The 21,640-nt window shown below is 73.6% G+C and carries 21 protein-coding genes, 1 pseudogene and 1 riboswitch; of the genes and pseudogenes, 8 read left to right on the top strand and 14 right to left on the bottom strand.

Going from position 1 to position 21,640, the window contains the following annotated elements; genetic code table 11:
* Positions 1-3 precede the first annotated feature (3 nt).
* Positions 4-930, top strand: a complete 927-nt coding sequence (murQ, locus tag IF129_RS15435; protein WP_191210234.1) for an N-acetylmuramic acid 6-phosphate etherase — start codon at positions 4-6, stop codon at positions 928-930.
* A 33-nt stretch (positions 931-963) separates the two neighbouring features.
* Here the strand turns inward: murQ and IF129_RS15430 are convergent, their stop codons facing one another.
* Complete coding sequence (locus IF129_RS15430) at positions 964-1,779, bottom strand: MerR family transcriptional regulator (protein ID WP_191210233.1); 816 nt, start codon at positions 1,777-1,779, stop codon at positions 964-966.
* A 36-nt stretch (positions 1,780-1,815) separates the two neighbouring features.
* Positions 1,816-2,352, bottom strand: a complete 537-nt coding sequence (locus IF129_RS15425; protein ID WP_224755012.1) for an NUDIX domain-containing protein — start codon at positions 2,350-2,352, stop codon at positions 1,816-1,818.
* Positions 2,353-2,535: 183 nt separating this feature from the next.
* On the opposite strand from IF129_RS15425, the pseudogene IF129_RS26425 reads away from it, so the two are divergent.
* Positions 2,536-3,021, top strand: a pseudogene (locus IF129_RS26425) (MarR family winged helix-turn-helix transcriptional regulator); the annotation flags it as partial.
* A gap of 193 nt (positions 3,022-3,214) precedes the next feature.
* Here IF129_RS26425 and IF129_RS15415 read toward each other — a convergent pair.
* From IF129_RS15415 to IF129_RS15405, 3 genes are read right to left on the bottom strand one after another with little or no spacing between them, the layout of a single operon-like run.
* Entirely contained in the window at positions 3,215-3,661 is a 447-nt protein-coding gene (locus IF129_RS15415; protein ID WP_191210231.1) for a response regulator, read from the bottom strand.
* Positions 3,658-5,373: a sensor histidine kinase gene (locus IF129_RS15410; RefSeq protein ID WP_191210230.1), complete on the bottom strand. Its 1,716-nt coding sequence runs from the start codon at positions 5,371-5,373 to the stop codon at positions 3,658-3,660. Before IF129_RS15410 ends, IF129_RS15415 begins: the two co-directional genes overlap by 4 nt.
* Positions 5,355-6,590, bottom strand: coding sequence for a PP2C family protein-serine/threonine phosphatase (locus IF129_RS15405; RefSeq protein ID WP_191210338.1), 1,236 nt, complete (start codon positions 6,588-6,590; stop codon positions 5,355-5,357). The genes IF129_RS15410 and IF129_RS15405 overlap by 19 nt, the downstream gene beginning before the upstream one ends.
* 354 nt (positions 6,591-6,944) lie before the next feature.
* On the opposite strand from IF129_RS15405, the gene IF129_RS15400 reads away from it, so the two are divergent.
* Entirely contained in the window at positions 6,945-7,337 is a 393-nt protein-coding gene (locus tag IF129_RS15400) for an STAS domain-containing protein (protein WP_191210229.1), read from the top strand.
* 43 nt (positions 7,338-7,380) lie between these two features.
* On the opposite strand, the gene IF129_RS15395 is transcribed toward IF129_RS15400, so the two are convergent.
* The 3 genes from IF129_RS15395 to groL form a co-directional block, all read right to left on the bottom strand.
* A complete protein-coding gene (locus IF129_RS15395; protein ID WP_191210228.1) occupies positions 7,381-8,886 on the bottom strand; it encodes a hypothetical protein in 1,506 nt (501 codons plus the stop codon).
* 204 nt (positions 8,887-9,090) lie between these two features.
* Entirely contained in the window at positions 9,091-10,548 is a 1,458-nt protein-coding gene (locus IF129_RS15390) for an alanine/glycine:cation symporter family protein (RefSeq protein ID WP_191210227.1), read from the bottom strand.
* Between the two features lie 260 nt (positions 10,549-10,808).
* The gene (gene groL / locus IF129_RS15385; protein WP_191210226.1) at positions 10,809-12,437 is read right to left on the bottom strand and encodes a chaperonin GroEL; all 1,629 of its coding nucleotides are present in this window, start codon (positions 12,435-12,437) and stop codon (positions 10,809-10,811) included.
* A gap of 340 nt (positions 12,438-12,777) precedes the next feature.
* On the opposite strand from groL, the gene IF129_RS15380 reads away from it, so the two are divergent.
* Together IF129_RS15380 and IF129_RS15375 are read left to right on the top strand one after the other, a co-directional pair.
* Positions 12,778-13,344 (top strand): RNA polymerase sigma factor, encoded by a 567-nt coding sequence (locus tag IF129_RS15380; RefSeq protein WP_318153762.1) that lies wholly within the window; start codon positions 12,778-12,780, stop codon positions 13,342-13,344.
* Entirely contained in the window at positions 13,341-13,868 is a 528-nt protein-coding gene (locus IF129_RS15375; protein WP_191210224.1) for a transmembrane transport protein, read from the top strand. Before IF129_RS15380 ends, IF129_RS15375 begins: the two co-directional genes overlap by 4 nt.
* Positions 13,869-13,951: 83 nt before the next feature.
* Here IF129_RS15375 and IF129_RS15370 read toward each other — a convergent pair whose 3' ends face one another.
* The 3 genes from IF129_RS15370 to thrC all read right to left on the bottom strand — a co-directional run bounded on the left by IF129_RS15370 (position 13,952) and on the right by thrC (position 16,238).
* On the bottom strand, positions 13,952-14,155 hold the full coding sequence (locus tag IF129_RS15370) for a cold-shock protein (protein ID WP_004929928.1): 204 nt from the start codon (positions 14,153-14,155) through the stop codon (positions 13,952-13,954).
* Positions 14,156-14,619: 464 nt separating this feature from the next.
* Positions 14,620-14,901, bottom strand: coding sequence for a MoaD/ThiS family protein (locus IF129_RS15365; protein ID WP_191210223.1), 282 nt, complete (start codon positions 14,899-14,901; stop codon positions 14,620-14,622).
* A gap of 35 nt (positions 14,902-14,936) precedes the next feature.
* The gene (gene thrC / locus IF129_RS15360; protein WP_191210222.1) at positions 14,937-16,238 is read right to left on the bottom strand and encodes a threonine synthase; all 1,302 of its coding nucleotides are present in this window, start codon (positions 16,236-16,238) and stop codon (positions 14,937-14,939) included.
* A gap of 17 nt (positions 16,239-16,255) precedes the next feature.
* A riboswitch (SAM riboswitch) is annotated at positions 16,256-16,409 on the bottom strand.
* A 158-nt stretch (positions 16,410-16,567) separates the two neighbouring features.
* Between thrC and IF129_RS15355 the strand changes: the two genes are divergently transcribed.
* From IF129_RS15355 to IF129_RS15345, 3 genes are all read left to right on the top strand, one after another.
* On the top strand, positions 16,568-17,527 hold the full coding sequence (locus IF129_RS15355; protein ID WP_191210221.1) for a glucosyl-3-phosphoglycerate synthase: 960 nt from the start codon (positions 16,568-16,570) through the stop codon (positions 17,525-17,527).
* 76 nt (positions 17,528-17,603) lie between these two features.
* On the top strand, positions 17,604-19,061 hold the full coding sequence (locus tag IF129_RS15350) for an alpha,alpha-trehalose-phosphate synthase (UDP-forming) (protein ID WP_191210220.1): 1,458 nt from the start codon (positions 17,604-17,606) through the stop codon (positions 19,059-19,061).
* A 76-nt stretch (positions 19,062-19,137) separates the two neighbouring features.
* Positions 19,138-19,635: a GNAT family N-acetyltransferase gene (locus tag IF129_RS15345; RefSeq protein ID WP_191210219.1), complete on the top strand. Its 498-nt coding sequence runs from the start codon at positions 19,138-19,140 to the stop codon at positions 19,633-19,635.
* Between the two features lie 16 nt (positions 19,636-19,651).
* On the opposite strand, the gene otsB is transcribed toward IF129_RS15345, so the two are convergent.
* Genes otsB through IF129_RS15330 form a run of 3 tightly spaced genes read right to left on the bottom strand, consistent with a single transcriptional unit; the run spans position 19,652 to position 21,466 of the window.
* A complete protein-coding gene (gene otsB, locus IF129_RS15340) occupies positions 19,652-20,485 on the bottom strand; it encodes a trehalose-phosphatase (RefSeq protein WP_191210218.1) in 834 nt (277 codons plus the stop codon).
* A 10-nt stretch (positions 20,486-20,495) separates the two neighbouring features.
* Positions 20,496-20,801, bottom strand: coding sequence for a DUF3263 domain-containing protein (locus IF129_RS15335; protein WP_224755010.1), 306 nt, complete (start codon positions 20,799-20,801; stop codon positions 20,496-20,498).
* A gap of 53 nt (positions 20,802-20,854) precedes the next feature.
* Complete coding sequence (locus IF129_RS15330) at positions 20,855-21,466, bottom strand: flavin reductase family protein (RefSeq protein ID WP_318153759.1); 612 nt, start codon at positions 21,464-21,466, stop codon at positions 20,855-20,857.
* Positions 21,467-21,640: the final 174 nt, after the last annotated feature.

Below are 21,640 nucleotides of genomic sequence, written 5' to 3'. Positions count from 1 at the left end.
CGCATGACCGCAGAACGGGAGCTGCGCGCGCAGCTCGACGCGCTCACCACCGAGGCGTTCCGCCCCGAACTCGCCGAGATCGACCGGCTGCCCACCCTGGAGATCGCCGGTCTCATGAACGGCGAGGACGCCGGCGTCCCCGCCGCGGTGGCCGCCCGGCTGCCGCAGATCGCCGACGCCATCGACGCCGCCTCCCGTCGGATGGCCGACGGCGGGCGCCTGGTCTACGCGGGCGCCGGGACGGCCGGGCGGCTCGGGGTCCTGGACGCGAGCGAGTGCCCGCCGACGTTCAACACCGCGCCCGGTGACGTCGTCGGCCTTCTCGCGGGGGGCGCCGACGCGTTCGCGACCCCCGTCGAAGGCGCGGAGGACCGTCCGGAGCTGGCCGCCGCCGACCTCGACGCGCTGAAGCTCACCGCCGCCGACACCGTCGTGGGCGTCTCCGCCTCCGGCCGCACGCCCTACGCCGTCGGCGCCGTCCGGCACGCCCGCGCGGTGGGCGCCCTGACGATCGGGCTCGCCTGCAACGCGGACTCCGCGCTGGCCCGCGCGGCCGACCACGGCATCGAGATCGTCACCGGCCCCGAACTCCTGACCGGCTCCACCCGGCTGAAGGCCGGCACGGCGCAGAAGCTCGTCCTCAACATGATCTCCACGATCACCATGATCCGGCTCGGCAAGACCTACGGGAACCTCATGGTCGACGTCCGCGCCTCCAACGCGAAGCTCCACGCCCGCTCGCGCCGCATCCTCACCCTCGCGACGGACGCCGACGACGCCGCCGTCGAGGCCGCTCTCGCCGCCTGCTCCGGCGAGGTCAAGCCCGCGCTCCTGATGCTGCTGACCGGCAGTGACGCGGCGACGGCCGCCCGCCTCCTCGCCGAGACGGGCGGCCACCTCCGCCCCGCCCTCGACGCCACACGCGGGTGACGCCGGGGGCGGCGCGCCGGTCGGGGGTGGGCCTCAGGCGGGGGCCACGGGCTGCTGGAGCTCGGTCACCCAGCCCCCGGCGTCCTCGGGGCAGGCCAGCGTCACCTCGCGCGGCGGGCCCAGCGGCCGGTGGCCGCTCGCCTCGACCCAGCGGGCCAGGGCCTGCACGCTGGTCATCACCTCCGCCATGGGTCCTCGGTGCACCAGCGTCGCCGCGCGCTCCAGCGCGGGCAGGTCCACCACGGTGACGCCCGAGGACGGATCGGGCGCCGCCGCGACCGGCAGGGCGGCGTGGACGGTGACCGGGCCGTCGTGCTCCTCGTAGAAGGCGACGGCCGGGCCGCACGGACGGACCGCGGCGGCGTCCAGGCGCCGGCACAGCTCGTCGAAGAGCGACCGGACGACGGGGCCGATGGACTCCGGCTCGAAGGTGTCGGCGGTGGCGGTGAGTTCCGCCACCCGGACGGCGGGCACGGTCTTGATGACGATGTCGTCGGACGGCATGCTTCCCTCGTTCTCGATCGATCGGAGCCTCGCCTCGACCTGCGTCAGCCGGGCCGCGTCGGCCGCCATGGCCGCCGCGAGTTCCGCCCGGCGCAGCCGGAGCATGCCGCGCAGCTCCCGCGCGTCCACCTCCTCGTCGAGCACCGCGCGGACCTGCTCCAGCGTGAAGCCGAGGTCCTTGAGCGCGATGACGCGGTTGAGGCGGGCGAGTTGCGCCGCCTCGTAGAAGCGGTAGCCGCTGTGCGGGTCGACGTGGGCGGGGCGCAGCAGCCCCACCGCGTCGTAGTGGCGCAGCATGCGCACCGACACGCTGCCGTACGTGGCGAATTCTCCGATTCCGAACATGACGCCCTCACTCCACGGTCTGACACGGTGGCAGGGTCAAGCACCGAGGTGCGGCTCGGTGACCAGGAGGCCGGTGCGGCCGGTGCGGCGGGCCTCGGCCATGGCGGCGATGCGGCGGTAGGCGTCGCGCGGCATGAGGCGTTCCCAGGTGGCCCAGTCCTCGACGGCGTACCGGTGGTGCTCCTGCGGGTCGAGCCGGATGCCGGCGATCTGCCGCTCGGTGAGGGTGCCGCCGTCGAAGCAGAAGCCGACCTTGGCGAGCGGCGCGTCCCGGGAGTCGGCGCGGGCGTAGTGCATGAGGAGGAGCGGAAGCGGACCGTGCAGGCGCAGCCCCGTCTCCTCGTGGGTCTCGCGGACGGCGGTGCGCAGCGGGTCCTCCCCGGGGTCCATGTTGCCGCCGGGCAGCTGCCAGGAGCGGTCCCGGAAGACGGAGCGGAGCTGGACGACGCGGCCGAGCCCGTCGGTGAGGAGGACACAGGCGTAGATCGTCGCCTTGGGGAGGGTGGCCAGGTAGTCCGCCTGGGAGAGGGGGAAGGGGCGTCCGGCGGAGGACGCGTCGCGCATCGTCGTCATGGGACCCAGTCCTATACCCGAACGGGCGGCCGCGCAGGGCCCTTCACCGTTCAAGCGATCTTGGCTCAGGTCGGCTGACGTGGGAAGGTGTGCGTTCCGCAGGACGGGGCATGGGCACCACGGAGCTAAGGTTTGGCGCGGAGAAACAGCTTCGGGCTGAGAACGCTGATTCGGAGTGCTGCCATGGGCGAGAACGCCGCACCGTCGCCCCGTCACGCCGACGCCGCCGCGCGGTCGGCTGCCGAGGTCACGGAGCTGCTTGAGGTGCTGTGGGAGCGGGGGCGGGACGCCGTGTCGTCCTCGCCGGTGTCCGCCTCCCAGCTGCGCGTGCTCTACAGCCTGGACCGCGAGGAGGGCATCAACCTGCGCACCCTCGGCACGCTGCTCGGCTCGGCGCCGTCCTCGGTGAGCCGGCTGTGCGACCGGCTGGCCGCGCTGGGACTGGTGGAACGGGCGGCGAGCCCCGTCAGCCGGCGGGAGCTGGAGCTGCGGCTGACGGACACCGGCCGCACGTACCTCACCGACCTGCGGCGCCGGCGCGAGGAGGTGCTGCAGGCGTCGATCGACGCCATGCCCGAACCGGCCAGGACGGCTCTGGAGGAGGGGCTGCGCGGCCTGCGCGACGCGATCCGGTCCACGGGCACCGGTTCGACGCGCGCCGCGCGGAGCCGGGCCCGACCGGTCGAGGTGACGATCCCGGTGAGCCAGGACGGCCCGAGGGCCACGGACGGCCCGGCGACCCCCGACGTCGCCGTGGCCCCCGAGGTTCCGGTGGGGACCGACGTCCCGGTGGCGCCCGACGTCCCGCTGGCCCCCGCCGCGGCTGCGGGCCCGGTCGGTCCGGACGGCCCCGACGGCGGTTTCACGGCCGTGGCAGGCGCACAACCGTGACGAAGAAGTCGTCGATCTTCCGGATGGCGGCGATGAACTGCTCCAGGTCGACGGGCTTGGTGACGTAGGCGTTGGCGTGCAGCCGGTAGCTGCGCAGGATGTCCTCCTCGGCCGAGGAGGTGGTCAGCACGACGACGGGGATGTGGGTGAGGCTCTCGTCCGACTTGATCTGCTCCAGCACCTGCCGCCCGTCGTACTTGGGCAGGTTGAGGTCGAGCAGGATGAGGTCCGGGCGGGGCGCGCCCTCGTGGGCACCGCGCTGGTAGAGGAAGTCCAGCGCCTCCTGGCCGTCGCGGACGACGTGCAGGGTGTTGCCGATCTTGTTGTCCTCGAACGCCTCCCGGGTCATCAGCTCGTCGCCCGGGTCGTCCTCGACGAGCAGGATGTCGACGGGGGCGGGCTCGGTGGGGAAGGTCATCGGGTGGCTCCTGCTGCGTCGGGGGCGGCGGTGGTGTCGGCGGTGTCGGGGGACGTCGGTGCGGGGAGGGACGGACCGGGGTCCGCGGGGAGGGTGAAGCACACGCGGGTCCCCTCCGTGTGCGCGGTGTCGATCCAGATGCGGCCGCCGTGGTGCTCGACGATCTTCCGGCACAGGGCGAGGCCGATGCCGGTGCCCGCGTAGGCGTCGCGGCCGTGCAGGCGCTGGAAGATGACGAAGACCTTCTCGGTGAACTCGCCGGGGACGCCGATGCCGTTGTCGGTGACACAGTACGTCCACAGGCCCGGCCCGGCACCGCGCTCCTCCGCCTCGTCGCCCTCGGCACCGTCGCCGGCGGCGTCCGCGCCCGGGGGGAACGCGGTGATGCCGACGACCGGGGCGCGCTCGGCGTGGCGGAACTTGATCGCGTTGCCGACGAGGTTCTGCCAGAGCATCGTCAGCAGCGTCGGGTCGCCGGTGACACGCGGCAGGTCCGCCGGGCGTTCGACCCGGGCCCCGGTCTCCTCGACGGCGGTCGAGAGGTTGGCCAGCGCCTTGTCCAGCGCACCCCCCAACGGCACCGCGTCGCGGGCGTCGTGGAGCCGCCCGACCCGGGAGAACGTCAGCAGGTCGTTGATCAGCACCTGCATGCGCTTGGCCCCGTCGACCGCGAAGTCGACGTACTGCCGACCGCGCTCGTCCAGCTGCTCGCCGTAGCGCTTCTCCAGGAGCTGGCAGAAGGAGGCGACCTTGCGCAGCGGTTCCTGGAGGTCGTGCGAGGCGACGTAGGCGAACTGCTCCAGCTCGGAGTTCGAACGGCGCAGCTCCTCGGTGTGGTGGTCGAGATCGGCGGTGCGCCGGGCGAGGAGCTCCTCGCGGCTCCGGGCGGCGTCCAGCTCCGCGACGATCCGGCCGCGCATGGCCTCCACCGACTCCGCGACCTCGTGCAGGTCGGCCGGCCCACCGGCGGGGATGTGGTGGGCGAAGTCGCCGTCGCCGACGCGCTGCACCGACCGGCGCAGGGCGCGCAGCGGACGGGCCACCGCGTAGTGCAGCAGCACGGCGAGGGCCACACCGGTGACGACGAAGGCGGCGAGCACACCGACGAACAGCCACAGGTGGGTCCTGCGGCTCCGCTCCAGCTCCTCGCGCGCCGCGTCCCGCGCCTCCTCCAGGTGCCGGTTCTGGTCCCGCCACGTGGCGCGCATCCGGTCGAAGGTCTCCTTGCTGGAGCGCAGCTCGGCGGTGAGTGCGGCGGACTGCGGGTCGGCCCCCGCCGTGGCGCTGCGGATCAGGGGTTCGGCGTGCTCCCGGCGCCAGGCCGCGGCGAGGCGTTCGATCTCGGCCAGGTCGGCGGCGAGCGTCGCGTCGGCATCGGCGGTCGGGCGCAGCTGCCGCAGGGCGGCCTGCTCGTCGCGCAGTCCGCTGGTGTAGGGCTCCAGGAACTCCTCGTTGCCGCTGACGACGTAGCCGCGCACGCCGGTCTCCTGGTCCAGCAGCGCCTTCTGCAGCCGGTACGCCTCCACCCGGGCGGGCTGCAACCGGTCCACGAGGTCGTCGGTCTCGGTGGCCGAACGGGACAGCAGGACGCCGCCCGCGACCGTGGCGCCGACGACCAGCAGGAGGACGGCACCGAGCACGAGGTGCAGCCAGGTCTGGACGCGCAGCCGTGCCCGTGACGCGCGGGTGGTGCTCAAGGGTTCTGCTCCCATTCCAGGTGGACGACGGCGATGTCGTCGGTGTGGCCGCCGTGGCTCTCGGAGAGGGCCCGGCTCTCCGAGATGAGCGCGCCCACGAAGTCCGGGCCGCTCCGGGCGGCGTGCGTGCGAGCGAGCTCCAGCAGGCCGCTCTCGCCCAGCCGCCCGCCCCGGTCGTCGACGCGGCCCTCGAAGAGCCCGTCGGTGAACAGGACGAGGGCGCCGCTCGGCGGCAGGTCCACGGTCTCCTCCGTCCAGGTGGCGAAGTCGACGGGGAGCAGGCCGAGCGCGGGGCCGCCGGCCGTCTCCACGAAGTGGACGTCCTCGCCCGGCGCGCCCCGCAGCATCAGCGGCGGGTGCCCGGCCCGCAGGATGCGGGCGGTGCCCAGGACGGGCCGCACTTCGACGGCGGTGACGGTGGCGAAGATCTCCGGGCCGGTGCGTTCGGCCTCCAGCAGCTCCTGCATCAGACGCAGCACCTCGGGGCCCTTCAGCCCGGCCAGGGTGAAGGAGCGCCAGGCCACGCGGAGGCAGACGCCGAGGGCCGCCTCGTCGGGCCCGTGCCCGGAGACGTCGCCGATCACGGCGTGCACGGTGCCGTCCGCCAGGCCGACGACATCGTAGAAGTCGCCGCCGAGCAGCGCCTGGGCGCGGCTGGGCTCGTAGCGGGCGACGACGTCGACGCCGGGGCCGCGCAGCAGCGGCGAGGGCAGCAGGCCGCGTTCGAGGCGGGCGTTCTCCTGGGCGCGCAGCTGCCCGGCCTGGAGGGCGGCGGCGGCCTGCTCGATCTGGCGGCGCTGGACGGCGTACCGGATGGCGCGGCCCAGCGCTGCGGGCTCGATGAAGCCCTTGACCAGGTAGTCCTGTGCTCCGGCGGCCACGGCGGCGAGGCCGGCCTCCTCCTCGGCCAGGCCGGTGAGGACGACCACGGCGGAGCCGGGCGCCAGCTTCAGCATCTGCTCGACGACGTCCACACCGCGTCCGTCGGGCAGGTGCAGGTCCAGCAGGACGCAGTGCGGCCGGACGGCGGTGTCCCGCAGGGCGTCCTCGGCCTCGGCCAGGGACCGCGCGCGGTCGAGGTTCACGGTGACGCCGCTGTCCAGCAGCAGTTCCTCGACGAGGAGGGCGTCGCCGTCGTCGTCCTCCACCAGGAGCACGTCGGGGACGGTGATGACCTGCGTGGGGATGATGCGGGAGCCACTCGGCGCCTGCGTCCCGGCGACGTTCGCCATGAGCCCTTCCGGGCCCGGAGCACCCAGTGTGCTCGCCACTTCCCACCTCCGGCTCCGCCATCCGCCCGCCTGTCGGTGCGGAGCGACGGAGCAGAGCGTACTTGTCGCCTGCGAACTATTGCACCAGTCATCCGAACACCGGGCCCCGGGGTGTGAGAAACCTCCCTCACCTCCGCCGGGCGTGTCGGCCGCCGGGAGGCACATCCCGAGGTGAGCGGCGCCGGGGAACCAGGGATGCTGTACCCGTGGGGCGTCCCGCGGCAAGGGGAACCGCCCAGGGGTCGGCGCGAAGGAAGCTTGCCCTTCAACAAGGCTTTACACTGGAAAGATTGGCCGAAGGAGGCGAGAAGTGGGATGTTCAGTGACACCGACAGCATCACCCTGACGGACGTCGTCCAGACCCAGGGCTGCGCCATGCTGCGGGTCGCCGGAAAGCTCGACGTCTCCACGGAGCAGCAGCTCCAGGAGCACGCCGGGACGCTCGTCGACGCGGGGCACCACCACCTCGTCCTCGACCTGACGGCCCTCGCCTTCTGCGACTCCCGGGGGCTGAACTGCCTGCTCTCCCTCAACTGGCTCTGCCAGCGCTTCAACGGGGAGCTGCTCCTCGCGGCCGTCGGGAACCGGGTGCTCCAGATGCTGGCCCTGACCGGCACGCAGCACGTCTTCCGGTGCTACCCCACGCCGGGCGCCGCCCTGGCCGCCGTCCCCCCGGAACACCGGCCGGTGTGGCCCCCGACCGGCTGAGGGCCCGGAGGCCGGGCACCCGAGGGACGGCCCCCGCCAGGGCTCAGGGCGCCAGGTAGGCCCGGTAGTTCCGAGAGCTCGACCAGTCGGGCAGCGCGTGCTCCGGCCAGTCGCGGGCATAGGCGGGCGGACGCTCGTCCCCGGCGACGAGGACGGCCACCGGCCGCCGGTCCGCCGCCGCCACCAGGCCCCGCGCCGTGATGCTGCCGTCGTGGCCCCCGACCTGCCGCGAGTCGCACCCCGCCCGGTAGGCCACCCGCACCGCGTCGTGCCCGGAGACGACGCAGGGCGGGCGCACCCCCAGCCGGTTCAGCTCGTCGGCGACGTCGGCCACCGCCCCCGCCGCCGCCCCGCTGCGCCGCACGGCGTCCCGCAGCACGGCCGCCTGCACCGCCACGTGCCCGACCAGGCCGAGGACGACGACGAGGACGATCGCCGGACGCCACGGCGTACGGGCGCGGAACAGCCGGTGCAGGCACAGCGCCACCGGCAGCGCGAGCAGGGCGTAGGCCGGCAGCAGGAAGCGCGGGGCGGCGTAGTCGATGAGCAGCAGGTACGGCACCGCGAGGGAGAGCCCGGCGAGCGTGGCCATGAGCACGGGCGCCAGCCGCCGCACCCGGACGGCGGCGACGACCCCCGCGATCACCGGCAGCGGCAGCAGCAGCCACCACACCGCCGTCACCGGGTGCTCCCACCCGATCGTGCAGGGACGGCACAGTGACCGGCCCACGAGCGCCTTGGCCTGGTCGTCGAAGGCGAGGCTCCAGCCGAGCCCGCCCTGGATCTCCCCGGCCCGCTCCAGCCGGGTCAGGACGCCGCCGTAGTGCAGCTGGGCCTCCACCAGCCACGGCGCGGCCCCGAGCAGGGCGCCGAGCGCGAGCACGGCGAGCAGCAGCGGACGCCGCCAGGCCCGCACGTACAGCGCGGCGGCCACCAGCGGCAGCCCCAGCCACGCCGCGTCCCCCGGCCGCAGCAGGGCCACGCAGGCGATGCCGAAACCGACCCCCGCGAACGCCCACGGGTCACGGTGCCGCCCGTCACGGGCGGCGCGGAGGAAACAGCCGACCGTCGCCAGCGCCGCGAAGGCCACCCACAGGTTGGGCATGATCTGCGGGCCGTAGAAGAGCGTGATCCACAACGACGAGAACAGGCCCCCCGCCAGCGCGAGCACGGGCGCGGGGAGCAGCCCGCGCCAGACCCACAACGCGAGGAAGAGCGCCGCGCCGGAGAGCACGGCCAGGTAGATCCGCACGGCCAGCACGGACGAGGTCAGCGCGGCGACGGGCGCCACGAGGAAGCTCACGCCCCGGGCGCGGGGAGCGCTGAAGTACGCCGTCGTGGCGTCCGGCCCGACCTGGCTGAGGTAGACCGTCTCGTCCCAGCCGAGCCCGAGCCCGGGCACGACGAGGACGAGTTGCACGAGGGTGAAGGCGAGGGCGACGAGGCCGATCCACCGGCCGGGCCGTTCGGGCGTCGCGTCGTGCAGGCGCAGGGCGGCGCGGAACCGCGCCTCCTGACGGCCGGCCAGAGCCAGGGGCGATGACTGCATTGCTGAGCCCTCACACGTCGAGCGGGTGCGCGTTCCGGTGCCGCACCCGTGTACCCGCAACCCTCGGGCGAACCCGTGCGCCCGGCCACACACCGGCCGCCGTCCGGCGTAAGCCCTCCCCCGAAGGAGAGCCCGCCCCCGGGTGTCCCCGACACCGCGCGCGGACGGCGCCCGCACGGGCGGCCGGGCGCCGTCGCTGCGGCGTCAGCTCCGGGCGGTGGCGTGTGCGGTGTCCTGCGGGGTGGCCTGCGGGGAGGTGCCGGAGGGCTCCCAGCACGCGACGCCCCGCAGCCCGGGCACGCGGTCGCGGGTGAAGACGGGGTCGAGGCCGGCGCGGCGCTGGGCCTGGTAGTCGCTCAGCAGCCGGAAGGCCACGACGGACAGCGGCAGGATCGTCAGCAGGTTGACCAGCACCATCGCGCCCATGGTGATGTCCGCCAGGTTCCACACGACGCTCACCGACCCCATGGCGCCCAGCACGGTGCAGCCGAGGACGACGACGCGGTATCCCGTCATGACGGAGCGGTTGCCGGTCATGAACTCGATGTTGGACTCGCCGTAGTAGTAGTTCCCGATCATCGAGCTGAAGGCCAGCATGAAGACGATGAGGGTCAGCGCGTGCGCGCCCCAGCCGCCGAGGGTGGCGGAGAAGGCGGACTGCGTGACGTCCGCGCCGCCCCGCTCGCCCAGCGAGGGGTTCGCGCTCAGCACGACGAAGGCGGTCATGGTGCAGACGACGAGCGTGTCGAAGTAGACGCCGAACGTCTGGACGAGGCCCTGCTTGACCGGGTGGCTCGTCTCGGCCGAGGCGGCGGCGTTCGGGGCGGAGCCCATGCCCGCCTCGTTGGAGAACATGCCGCGCCGCACGCCCTGGAGGATCGCGGTGCCGACGGCGCCCCCGGCGACCTCCCGCAGCCCGAACGCGCCCCCGACGATGTCGCCCAGCATGGTGGGGACCTGGCTCGCGTTGAGGACGACGATCACCGTGCCCAGGAGCAGGTACAGGCCGGCCATCGCGGGGATGAGCGTGGTCGTCACCTTCGCCAGGCGCTTGACGCCGAAGAAGACGGCGAGGGCGAGGAGGCCCGCGAGGGCGATGCCGAGGAGGGGCGGGAACCAGCCGGAGTCCACGCCGCCCATGGATCCCTCGACGGCGACGGCGATCGTGTTGGACTGCACGGCCGTCAGCACGAACCCGAAGGTCAGGGTGATGAGGACGGCGAACAGGACGCCGAGCCAGCGCTTGCCGAGGGCGCGCTGCATGTAGTAGGCCGGGCCGCCCCGGTAGGTGCCGGGCTGCTTGCCGCGCACCTTGTAGAGCTGGGCGAGGACGGACTCGACGAACGCCGACGCGCCGCCGACGAGGGCCATCACCCACATCCAGAAGACGGCGCCGGGGCCGCCGAGGGTGATCGCCGTGGCCACGCCCGCGATGTTGCCGGTGCCGATCCGGGCGGCGGCGGAGATGGTGAACGCTCCGAAGGGGCTGACGCCCCCGGCGGGACGGTCCTTCAGGACCCGCAGCATGTCCGGCAGCAGTCGGATCTGGGCCCCGCGCGAGCGCAGGGTGAAGTAGAGGCCGGCGACCGCGACGAGCGGGATCAGCAGATAGGTCCAGAAGACGTCGTTGACGTCGACGATCAGGGCGTCAAGCGTGCTCATGGGCGTGGTGCGTCCCGTCCTCGTGAGTCGGGTGGACTGTCCGGGGTCCGACGGCGGGACGGTACGGATCGCGTACGCGGGCCGGTCGGCTCACGGGAGGTTATCCAGGGCCGGACACGGCTGAACAGGCACGCCTGACGTGCGCATTCTCACAGATAAGCGGCGATTCGGAAGACCACGGGGACATGCCGCCGGGGCGGCACCCGGTGTGGGTGCCGCCCCGGCGCCCCGGAAGGGGGAGGACGTTGATCCGCGGGGGATCAGAAGTCCATGCCACCGCCCATGCCACCGGTCGGGTCGGCCGCGCCGGCGGCCGCCTTCTCCGGCTTGTCGGCGATGACGGCCTCGGTGGTGAGGAACAGCGCGGCGATCGACGCGGCGTTCTGCAGCGCCGAGCGCGTCACCTTGGCGGGGTCGATGATGCCTTCGGCGATCATGTCGACGTACTCGCCGGTGGCCGCGTTCAGGCCGTGGCCCGGGGTCAGGTTGCGCACCTTCTCCACGATGACGCCGCCCTCGAGACCGGCGTTGACCGCGATCTGCTTGAGCGGGGCCTCCAGGGCCAGCTTGACGGCGGCGGCACCGGTGGCCTCGTCGCCGTCGAGCTCCAGCTTCTCGAAGACGCTGGACGCCTGGAGCAGGGCCACGCCACCACCGGCGACGATGCCCTCCTCGACGGCGGCCTTGGCGTTGCGCACCGCGTCCTCGATGCGGTGCTTGCGCTCCTTGAGCTCCACCTCGGTCGCGGCACCGGCCTTGATGACGGCCACGCCGCCGGCCAGCTTCGCGAGGCGCTCCTGGAGCTTCTCGCGGTCGTAGTCCGAGTCGGAGTTCTCGATCTCGGCGCGGATCTGGTTGACCCGGCCCTGGACCTGGTCGCTCTCACCGGCACCGTCGACGATGGTCGTCTCGTCCTTGGTGACGACCACCTTGCGGGCGCGGCCGAGCAGCTCCAGACCGGCGTTCTCCAGCTTGAGGCCGACCTCCTCGGAGACGACCTGGCCACCGGTGAGGATGGCGATGTCGCCGAGCATGGCCTTGCGGCGGTCGCCGAAGCCCGGGGCCTTGACGGCGACGGACTTGAAGGTGCCGCGGATCTTGTTGACGATCAGGGTGGACAGGGCCTCACCCTCGACGTCCTCGGCGATGATCAGCAGCGGCTTGCCCGACTGCATGACCTTCTCCAGGAGCGGGAGCAGCTCCTTGACGTTGCCGATCTTGGAGTTCGCGATGAGGATGTACGGGTCGTCGTAGACGGTCTCCATACGCTCCATGTCGGTCGCGAAGTACGCCGAGATGTAGCCCTTGTCGAAGCGCATACCCTCGGTGAGCTCCAGCTCCAGACCGAAGGTCTGGGACTCCTCGACGGTGATGACGCCTTCCTTGCCGACCTTGTCCATGGCCTCGGCGATCAGCTCGCCGATCTGGACGTCGGCGGCGGAGATGGAGGCGGTGGAGGCGATCTGCTCCTTCGTCTCCACGTCCTTGGCCTGCTCCAGCAGGGCGGCGGAGACGGCCTCGGTGGCGCGCTCGATGCCGCGCTTGAGCGCCATCGGGTTGGCACCGGCGGCCACGTTCCGCAGGCCCTCGCGGACCAGCGCCTGGGCGAGGACGGTCGCGGTCGTCGTGCCGTCACCGGCGACGTCGTCCGTCTTCTTGGCGACCTCCTTGACGAGCTCGGCGCCGATCTTCTCGTAGGCGTCCTCGAGCTCGATCTCCTTGGCGATGGAGACACCGTCGTTGGTGATCGTGGGGGCGCCCCACTTCTTCTCCAGCACGACGTTGCGACCCTTGGGGCCAAGCGTGACCTTGACGGCGTCGGCGAGCTGGTTCATGCCGCGTTCGAGGCCGCGCCGCGCCTCCTCGTCGAACGCGATGATCTTGGCCATGTGAAGTGGTCCTCCCAGGACTGGGGTGGATTGCTCCGGACCGCGCTGGCGCCCGCGACGGACGGCCTGCGGAGCACCGGCGTTCCTTCCGCCGGGCCTCGCGGACCTCACCGAACCGGTCCTTCTTTTTGTCACTCTCACGTGCAGAGTGCTAAGCCCAATGATTAGCACTCGACCCCTCCGAGTGCAAGCGCCTCCGCATCGGGACCGACCCGGCGCCGCGCCCTCCACGGGCCGGGGCGAGGGCGTGAACCTTTCCGCTCCGGCCGCCGACTTACCGGTGACCTGCCGGTCGAGCAGCGGGAACACCGCACCGGCATGCCGAAGAGAGGAGGGTCGGGTGGCCGAGCCCGAGCCCGAGAAGGAGGACGACGCCCTGCTGGTGGTGCGCTGCCAGCTCGGGGAGCGGCAGGCGTTCACCGGGCTGGTGCGGGCCTGGCACGGTCCGCTGTGGCGGTACCTGCGGGCCACGACCGGCGGGGACGGCGTCGCGGACGACCTCGCCCAGGAGACGTGGATCGGCGTTCTGCGGGGCCTGCCGAAGCTGCGGGAGCCCGAGCGGTTCGCGCCCTGGTTGTTCACGATCGCGCGACGCGCCCTCGCGGACCACCTCCGCCGCGGCCGTGCCGCACCGTTCGGGTCCGTGGACCTCGCCGACGCGCCCGGGGCGCCGGTCGACCCGGGGGACTTCCCCGGCGACGTCCTGGACCGGCTGGAGGTCCACGCCGGGCTGGCGGACCTGCCACCCGCCGAGCGCGAGGTGCTGGTGCTGTTCCACCTCGCGGATCTGCCGACGGCCGGCTGCGCCGACGTGCTCGGCGTTCCGGCGGGCACGGTCAAGAGCCGGCTCTTCCGCGCCCGCCGCATGCTGCGCGACATCCTGACCGAGAGGGGACACGACCGATGAACGAGCACGACCGCCGGAACCCGGGCGACCGCCGCCCGGCGCCCCGGGAGGTGCCGGAGGAGCTGGTGCGCACCCTGGCGCGCGAGACCTCGCTGGGCCGCCGGGTGCGCCACCTCGCGACCGGCCTCGCCGGGGGCTGCGGAGCCGCGCTGCTGACGCTGCTGTGGGCGACCGAGCCGGCGCCGCTCCCGTTGCGGACCCGCGTCGCGTTCGCCGGGCTGATCGCCGTCGGCCTGGCCTGGGCCGCCCTGGCGTGCTGGACGCTGACGCGCCGTCACCCCCTGTACGGGGCCGACCGGGTGCTGGCGGCCGGGGTCGCGCTCGGCGCCGCCTCGGCGACCGCACTGGGCGCCGTCGTCCTCGCGGCCGTCCGGGGCACGGCCGCGCTGGCGGTGGGCACGGGCGTGGCCGGCGCTCTCGCGGTGACGGCCGCGGCCCTGCTGCTGGGTCGGGCCCGGGGTCGGCGGCGGGCCCTGCTGGACCGGCGCGACGCCCTGCGGGCGGAGTCCGGCGTGCGGGACTGACGGGGCGTCAGCGGGGCGGGGAACGGGCGAAGGGCCCGGCTGCGGCCGGGCCCTTCGCGCGTGTGGTGTGTGGCGGTCGTCGCTCAGGCGCTGAGACGGACCATGTCCGCCTGCGGCCCCTTCTGCCCCTGCGAGATCTCGAACTCGACCCGCTGCCCTTCCTCAAGGGTGCGGTAGCCGTCCATCTGAATCGCGCTGTAGTGGACGAACACGTCCGCACCACCGTCGACCGCGATGAAGCCGTAGCCCTTCTCCGCGTTGAACCACTTGACGGTGCCCTGAGCCATTCCTAACTCCCCTATTACTGGCCCTTGCACGAGCCCGCACTCCGCGGGCCCGGGTCAGAGTCACCCCCTGGGTCGTGAGGGTGTTGTGCGCCGGAACGCGTCGACCGCCGCTGAATGTATCTGGATGAACGCCCTGTGCAACAGGTCAATCAGACGAGAAATCCGCGCGGGACGGATCGGTCGACAGCGGGCACACGGCATCGAACCGGTGCATTCCGGGCCGGGCATAGTCGGGCCAACGCGACAAACGTCCCTGCGCTTCGGGCAGAACTTGGCGCACAACTTGTCGTTGCGAGTCACATCCGAAAGGGGGTTCGGCGCACACTCTACCGCTTCGTGGAAATCGGAACACCCACTTCCGCTTAGCGGTCCACGGCACGCGCTGGATGTCCGCCGCCCGGAACGCGTGTGGTCCCGCCCCCGGAGGGGCGGGACCACACGAACGGGACGCGGTGGGACGTGCCCTACACCGCGCCACCGGCCACGGCGGGGATGATGGAGACGCCGGCGCCGTCCGGGGTCGCCGTCGCGAGGCCCTCGGCGAAGCGGACGTCGTCGTCGTTGACGTAGATGTTCACGAAACGGCGCAGCTTGCCGGTGTCGTCCAGCACGCGCGCGCTGATGCCCGTGTGGTTCTTCTCCAGGTCGGCCAGCACCTCGCCGAGGGTCGCACCCTCGGCGGCGACCTCGGCCTGACCGCCGGTGTAGGTGCGCAGGATGGTCGGGATGCGGACGTTGACGCTCATGTGCGGTTCACCTTCGTGGATCGTGGGTGCGGGGTTCAGGCCAGGCCGGCGGCGCGGAAGGCGTCGAGCGAGGGGCGGATGACGGCGCTCGGCCCGGTCGTCGGCGCGACGGCGTCCAGCGTCTTCAGGCCGTCGCCGGTGTTGAGGACGACGGTCGTGAGGGTCGGGTCGAGCAGGCCGTTCTCGATCAGCTTGCGGGTGACGCCCACCGTCACCCCGCCCGCCGTCTCGGCGAAGACGCCCTCCGTGCGGGCCAGCAGCTTGATGGCGTCCACGACCTGGGCGTCGGTGACGTCCTCCACCGCGCCGCCGGTGCGGCGGGCGATGTCCAGCACGTAGGGTCCGTCGGCCGGGTTGCCGATGGCGAGCGACTTGGCGATCGTGTCCGGTCGCACCGGCCGCACCACGTCGTGGCCGCCCTTGAACGCCTGGGAGACCGGCGAGCAGCCCTCGGCCTGGGCGCCGAAGATCTTGTAGGGCCGGTCCTCGACGAGCCCGAGCGCGATCAGCTCGCGCAGCCCCTTGTCGATCTTCGTCAGCTGGGAGCCGGAGGCGATGGGGACGACGAGCTGGTCCGGCAGACGCCAGCCGAGCTGCTCGCAGATCTCGTAGGCGAGGGTCTTGGAGCCCTCGGCGTAGTAGGGGCGCAGGTTGACGTTGACGAAGCCCCAGCCCTCACCGGCCGGGTCGCCGATCAGCTCGCTGCAGAAACGGTTCACGTCGTCGTACGTGCCCTCGATGCCGACCAGGTCGCCCCCGTAGACGGCGGCCATGACGACCTTGCCCTGCTCCAGGTCGTGCGGGATGAAGACGCACGAGCGCAGCCCCGCACGGGCCGCCGCCGCACCGACGGCCCCGGCCAGGTTGCCGGTGGAGGAACAGGAGAGCGTGGTGAAGCCGAAGGCGCGGGCGGCCTCGACGGCGATGGCGACGACGCGGTCCTTGAAGGAGTGCGTCGGGTTGCCGGAGTCGTCCTTGACGTGCAGCTCACCGGTGACGCCCAGCTCCGCCGCCAGGCGGTCGGCGCGCACCAGCCTGGTGAAGCCCGGGTTCAGGTTGGGCTTGGCGGCGACGTCGGCGGGGACCGGCAGCAGCGGAGCGTACCGCCAGATGGTGTCCGGGCCCGCCTCGATCCGCGCGCGCAGCGCCTCCGGGTCGCCCTCCGGCAGCTCGTAGGCGATCTCCAGCGGGCCGAAACAGGCCGTACAGGCGAAGTGCGGGCCCAGCGGGATGCGCTCGCCGCACTCGCGGCAGGACAGCGCGACGGCCGGTCCCAGAGAGACGCCGGGGTGCGTGGAGTCGGATGCGGTGGTGCTTGCGACCGTGTTCACAGCCATGGAGGCGAGGCCCTTTCTCCTCATCTTCCCCGCGACGGCCTTCGCCGCAGGACGGAATTGGCACCTTCCCCACGGCGGCTTCGCCCCGGAATGAACCGGAATGACGTAATGACGCGCGGGAGGGTTGCCGGGGCTTCAACGGGCCGTTCCCTCTGCCCCTCTGGATGAGCTCTATGGCGCTTGTCAGGCGCGTTTGTCGGCAGCGACGCGCCCCGACATGCGGAGGTCACGTGCGCTGTTCAAGACTGTAACCGACGGCCCCGAGGGTGGATGCGGTCGTCCGAACCGCGAGACGCGGGATTTCGCGGCCGACGTCAGGAGGCGGACACGTGCTGGACGAGGTCGAGAGCTGGCTGCACCGGCGCTCCTGGAGCGCCGAGGAGCGCCCGCTGGCCGGGCTGCTGGCCGCCAAGCGGGCGGCGGGGGCGCGCGGCAGTGTGAGCGTCGTCCTTCCCGCACTGAACGAGGAGGCGACGGTCGGTGAGATCGTCGCGACGATCCGCGCGGAGCTGATGACGGCCGAGACCCCCCTCGTCGACGAGCTGGTGGTGGTCGACTCCGGCTCCACCGACCGGACGGGGGACGTGGCGGCGGCGGCCGGGGCGAAGGTCGTCCACCGTGACGCGCTGCTCCCCCGCGTTCCGGCGGTCCCCGGCAAGGGCGAGGTGCTGTGGCGTTCGCTGCTGGCCACCAGCGGCGAGATCGTGTGCTTCATCGACGCCGACCTGCGGGACTTCCGCTCCCGGTTCGTCTCCGGCATCGTCGGGCCGCTGCTCACCGACCCGGCGTTGCAGCTGGTCAAGGCCATGTACGACCGACCGCTCGGGGACAACCCGGCCGGGGGCGGGCGCGTCACCGAGCTGGTCGCCCGCCCGCTGCTGAACCTGCACTGGCCACGGCTCGCCGGTTTCGTGCAGCCGCTGGGCGGGGAGTACGCCGCCCGCCGCTCGCTGCTGGAACGGCTGCCCTTCCCCGTCGGCTACGGCGTCGAGCTGGCCCTCCTCGTCGACTCCCTGCACGCGGTCGGGTTGGACGGGCTCGCCCAGGTGGACGTCGGCGTGCGCAAGCACCGCAACCAGGACGGGCAGGCCCTGGGCCGGATGGCGGCGGCCATCTACCGCACGGCCCAGCGGCGCATCGCCCGCGTCCCGCTCACCCACGCCGAGCTGACGCAGTTCGCCCGCGAGGAGGCCGGCGGCTTCGTGCCGCGCACGCACCCGGTGGACACCGAGGAGCGGCCGCCCATGGGCACCGTGCCGGAGTACACGGCCGCCCGGCACGCGGCGTGACCGGTTTCCGCCGGGTGCGGCTCCGCGACAACCGCACGGCCGTTTGAACGGGGGTCGATGCGGATACGCTCGCCGCATGGTCGCCGAGTCCCGCGTGCCCCAGGTCCTGGTCGCCTCCAACCGAGGTCCGGTCTCCTACGCGATCGCCGAGGACGGGTCGCTGACCGCGAAACGCGGCGGCGGCGGCCTCGTCTCCGGGCTCTCCGCGATCGGCCCCGAGGCGAACGCCGTGTGGGTCTGCGCCGCCCTCGGCGAGGGTGACCGCGAGGCCGCCCGCCGCGCGGACGGGCTGCTGCCCCGCGAGGACACCGGCGGGCAGCGGGTGCGGATGCTCGACATTCCCGCCGAGACCTTCGCCGACGCCTACAACGGCGTCGCCAACTCGGTGCTGTGGTTCGTCCACCACATGCTCTACCAGACGCCGCTGGAGCCCGCGTTCGACGCCTCCTTCGCCCGGCAGTGGGCGGCGTACGAGGCGTACAACACCGCCTTCGCGCGGGCGCTCGCCCGCGACGCGGAGGAGGGCGCGGTCGTGCTCGTGCAGGACTACCACCTCACGCTGGTGCCCGAGCTGCTGCGCTCCCTCCGCCCCGACCTGCGCATCGGGCACTTCTCGCACACCCCGTGGGCGCCCGCCGACTACTACCGGATGCTGCCCGACGACGCCGCCGCCGCCGTCCTGCGCGGCGTGCTCGGCGCGGACCGGGCGGCGTTCCTGACCCGGCGCTGGGCCGAGGCGTTCGCCGCGTGCTGCGCCGACGTGCTCGGCGCGACGGTCGGGTCCGCGGACGGCGAGCTGCGCGTCACCCACGCCGGGCGCACGACGCGCGTCGGCGTGCACGGCCTGGGCGCCGACGCCGACTTCCTGCGCGAACGCGCCCACCGGCCCGACGTCGAGGAGCGCGGGGCGGTGCTGCGGGCGCAGGTCGGCGAGGGCCGCCGGACCATCGTGCGGGTGGACCGCACGGAGCTGTCCAAGAACATCGTGCGCGGCCTGCACGCCTACCGCAGGCTGCTCACGGACCACCCCGGGTGGCGTGAGCGCGTCGTGCACGTGGCCTTCGCCTACCCCTCCCGGCAGGACCTGGCCGTCTACCGCGACTACACGGCCGAGGTCGCCCGTGTCGCCGGGGAGATCAACGACGCGTTCGGTACCGTGGGCTGGACGCCGGTCGTCCTGCACGTCGAGGACGACTTCGCCCGTTCCCTGGCCGCCTACCGGATGGCGGACGTCGCGCTGGTCAACCCCATCAGGGACGGCATGAACCTGGTCGCCAAGGAGGTGCCGGTCGTCTCCGACGACGGCTGCGTGCTGGTGCTCTCGCGGGAGGCGGGCGCCGCGGCCGACCTCGGCGAGGACGCGATCCTCGTCAACCCCTACGACGTCGCCGCGACGGCCCGCGCCCTGGCCGACGCCCTCGCCGTCCCGCCCGAGGCGCGGGCGGAGGGGACGAAGCGGCTCGCCGCCGCCGCGACCGCCCTGCCGCCCCGCGACTGGTTCCTGGCCCAGCTCACCGCACTGCGCGAGGGCTGAGCACGCCGGGGACGGCCGGCGGGGCCGCCGGAAACTCCCGCGCGGGCCGTCACCGCCGGAGGTAGCCTCGGCGATCATGAGCTGGCTGCCCGACGACTTCGTCCACCCGGTCCACGTACCCGTGCCCGGCACATCCCTGCACCTGCGGCCGATCCGGGAATCGGACACCGCGATCGACTACCCCGCCGTCATGAACTCCCGCGAGCGCCTGTGGGAGGCCTTCGGCCCGGCCTGGGGCTGGCCCGCCGAGACGATGACCTACGAGGAGGACCGCGTCGACCTGCTGCGGCACGAGCGGGAGATCGCCGCGCACGAGTCCTTCAACTACGCGCTGCTGAACGAGGACGAGACGGCACTCCTCGGTTGCGTCTACGTCGACCCGCCCGAGCGCACCGGCTCCGACGCGGAGGTGTGCTGGTGGGTGGTGGACGAGCTGGCCGGCAGCGAGACGGAGCGCGCGCTCGACGCCCTGGTACCGCGCTGGATCGCGACCGCCTGGCCCTTCCGGCGGCCGCGCCACATCGGCCACGACCTCACCTGGGCGGAGTGGCTCGCCCTGCCGCCCGTGCCCTGAGCGCCCGCACCGCCCGCTACCCCTCCGGCCGGGCGAGCGCGGTCAGCAGGGCCGCGACGCCGGCCGGACCGGGCACGACGACGTCCGCGCGCTCGGCCAGTGCGGGCACCTCGGGGGCGGCGCCGACCAGCAGGGTCGGCCGGCCGTCGGCGCGGCGCCGTTCGAGAGCGGCGAAGGCCGCCAGGTCGCCCAGGTCGTCGCCCGCGTAGAGCACGGGCCCGGCGTCCCGCTCGGCCAGGTAGGCGGTCAGGGCCATGCCCTTGTCCATCCCCGGGGGCCGCAGCTCCAGGACGAAGCGGCCCGGTTCGAGGTGGAGCCCGTGGCGGGCGGCCAGCTCGGCCAGCGGCGCGCGCAGCGCGGCGAACGCCCCCGCCGGGTCGGCGGACTGCCGGGTGTGGACGGCGACGGCCAGCCCCTTGTCCTCCGTCCGGACGCCCTCCGGGGCGCCGAGTCCGGCGAGGAGGCCGGGCAGTTCGGCGCGGACGGCGGCCACACCCGGCTCGGGCGGCGGCGCCGAGAAGGTGCCCGTCGCGGCGTCCCAGCGCTCGGCCCCGTAGGCGCCCAGGACGGTGAGCCCCTCCAGCCCCGGCACTCCGGCGAAGCCCCCGTACCGCACGGCGACCTCGGCGGGACGCCCGGTGACGACGGCGACGCCCGCCAGCCGGGGGCCGAGCCGGGCCAGCGCGGGCAGGACGTCGGGGTGCGGCCGCGCGTCCTCGGGGTCGGGCACGATCGGTGCGAGCGTGCCGTCGAAGTCCAGGGCGACCACGGAACGGCCCGGCTCGGCCCGGAGGGCCGCCAGCCCGGCCCGGCCGGCGGGGGTGATGGTGTGCGCGTCGAAGCGGACCATGGGCGCGAGACTACCGGCGGCGGCGCTGGGCGTCCCGCACCCGCCGGAGCCGGTTGACCGTGACCGGGTCGTGGGCGAGGGCGCGGGGGTCGTCGAGGAGGGCGTTGAGCAGCTGATAGTAGCGGGTCGGCGACGTGCCGAGCCGCTCGCGTATGGCCCGCTCCTTGGCGCCGGGGCCGGGCCAGCCGCGGCGTTCGACCGCGAGCACGGCCGCCTCCCGCGTCGACAGGCCGTGCCCCCGCGACTCCCCGGCCGGGCTGCCGTCCCCGTTCTCAGCCGGGGGTCCGTCCACCCGCTCCGCCGTGCTCTCCTCCATGGCCCACACCGTAGTGCGCGGGTCCGACAACCGGATCCGGCGGCGGAAACGGTTCAGCGCAGGGCGCGGTAGCGGCCCTGGTAGTAGGTGAGCGGCTTGCCGTCGACGCCGGGCACCTCGGCCGTGAGCACGCGCGCCACCAGCAGCGTGTGGTCACCGGCGGGGTGCCGCTGCTCGGTGCGGCACTCCAGGTGGGCGAGCGCGCCGTGGACGAGCGGTGCCCCGGCCGCCTCCCCCGGCGTGTGCGGCAGCTCGCGGAAGAGGAGGTGGTCGCTCAGCCTGCCCTTCATCGCGAACCGGCCGGCCGTCTGGCGCTGGTGTTCGGCGAGCAGGTTCGCCGCCCAGACCTCGCGCCGCTCCAGCAGCTCGTCCATCCGCGAGCCGGTGCGCACGCTCAGCAGCACGAGCGGCGGGTCGAGGCTGACGGAGACGAACGCCGTCGCCGTCATGCCGACGTAGGCGCCGCGCGGCCCGTCCTCCGGGTCGTAGGCCGTCACCAGCACCACACCGGCGGCGAGCCGCGCCATGGCCGCCCGGAACTGCTCCTCGTTCACCCCTCCAGCATGGGGGACGGCGTCGGGGGCGGAGCGGTCGGCCGGGCCCGGGTGGTGGGTCCCGGCGGTGGCGGCGGGGTGATGGGCTGCGGGTGGAGCTGTCGGATACACGCTCCGGACGGTAACGAGGGGAGCCGGCCGACCGCATCGGGCGGGGGGACCAGACGGGTCCTACGACCGGGGTCGGGGCCCGCCGCGGGGCCCGCGTCCGCCTGGCGCCACCGCCCCGTGCGACCTGCGAAAACCCACACACGGTGAGTTCCGGAACGCCTCCTGTGACATGAG

Origin of the sequence: Streptomyces chumphonensis (assembly GCF_014779715.1) — a bacterium.
GTDB lineage: Bacteria > Actinomycetota > Actinomycetes > Streptomycetales > Streptomycetaceae > Streptomyces > Streptomyces chumphonensis.
This window is presented reverse-complemented; position numbering and strand designations above follow the sequence as displayed.

Coding starts and splice junctions, on each gene's coding strand:
- IF129_RS15400 (WP_191210229.1), top strand. CDS start 6,945: ATGTTCAGTGACACCGACAGCATCACCCTGACGGACGTCGTCCAGACC.
- groL (WP_191210226.1), bottom strand. CDS start 12,437: ATGGCCAAGATCATCGCGTTCGACGAGGAGGCGCGGCGCGGCCTCGAA.
- IF129_RS15415 (WP_191210231.1), bottom strand. CDS start 3,661: ATGACCTTCCCCACCGAGCCCGCCCCCGTCGACATCCTGCTCGTCGAG.
- IF129_RS15390 (WP_191210227.1), bottom strand. CDS start 10,548: ATGAGCACGCTTGACGCCCTGATCGTCGACGTCAACGACGTCTTCTGG.
- IF129_RS15365 (WP_191210223.1), bottom strand. CDS start 14,901: ATGAGCGTCAACGTCCGCATCCCGACCATCCTGCGCACCTACACCGGC.
- IF129_RS15375 (WP_191210224.1), top strand. CDS start 13,341: ATGAACGAGCACGACCGCCGGAACCCGGGCGACCGCCGCCCGGCGCCC.
- IF129_RS15395 (WP_191210228.1), bottom strand. CDS start 8,886: ATGCAGTCATCGCCCCTGGCTCTGGCCGGCCGTCAGGAGGCGCGGTTC.
- IF129_RS15345 (WP_191210219.1), top strand. CDS start 19,138: ATGAGCTGGCTGCCCGACGACTTCGTCCACCCGGTCCACGTACCCGTG.
- otsB (WP_191210218.1), bottom strand. CDS start 20,485: ATGGTCCGCTTCGACGCGCACACCATCACCCCCGCCGGCCGGGCCGGG.
- IF129_RS15405 (WP_191210338.1), bottom strand. CDS start 6,590: ATGGCGAACGTCGCCGGGACGCAGGCGCCGAGTGGCTCCCGCATCATC.
- IF129_RS15350 (WP_191210220.1), top strand. CDS start 17,604: ATGGTCGCCGAGTCCCGCGTGCCCCAGGTCCTGGTCGCCTCCAACCGA.
- IF129_RS15410 (WP_191210230.1), bottom strand. CDS start 5,373: ATGGGAGCAGAACCCTTGAGCACCACCCGCGCGTCACGGGCACGGCTG.
- IF129_RS15335 (WP_224755010.1), bottom strand. CDS start 20,801: ATGGAGGAGAGCACGGCGGAGCGGGTGGACGGACCCCCGGCTGAGAAC.
- murQ (WP_191210234.1), top strand. CDS start 4: ATGACCGCAGAACGGGAGCTGCGCGCGCAGCTCGACGCGCTCACCACC.
- IF129_RS15370 (WP_004929928.1), bottom strand. CDS start 14,155: ATGGCTCAGGGCACCGTCAAGTGGTTCAACGCGGAGAAGGGCTACGGC.
- thrC (WP_191210222.1), bottom strand. CDS start 16,238: ATGGCTGTGAACACGGTCGCAAGCACCACCGCATCCGACTCCACGCAC.
- IF129_RS15425 (WP_224755012.1), bottom strand. CDS start 2,352: ATGACGACGATGCGCGACGCGTCCTCCGCCGGACGCCCCTTCCCCCTC.
- IF129_RS15430 (WP_191210233.1), bottom strand. CDS start 1,779: ATGTTCGGAATCGGAGAATTCGCCACGTACGGCAGCGTGTCGGTGCGC.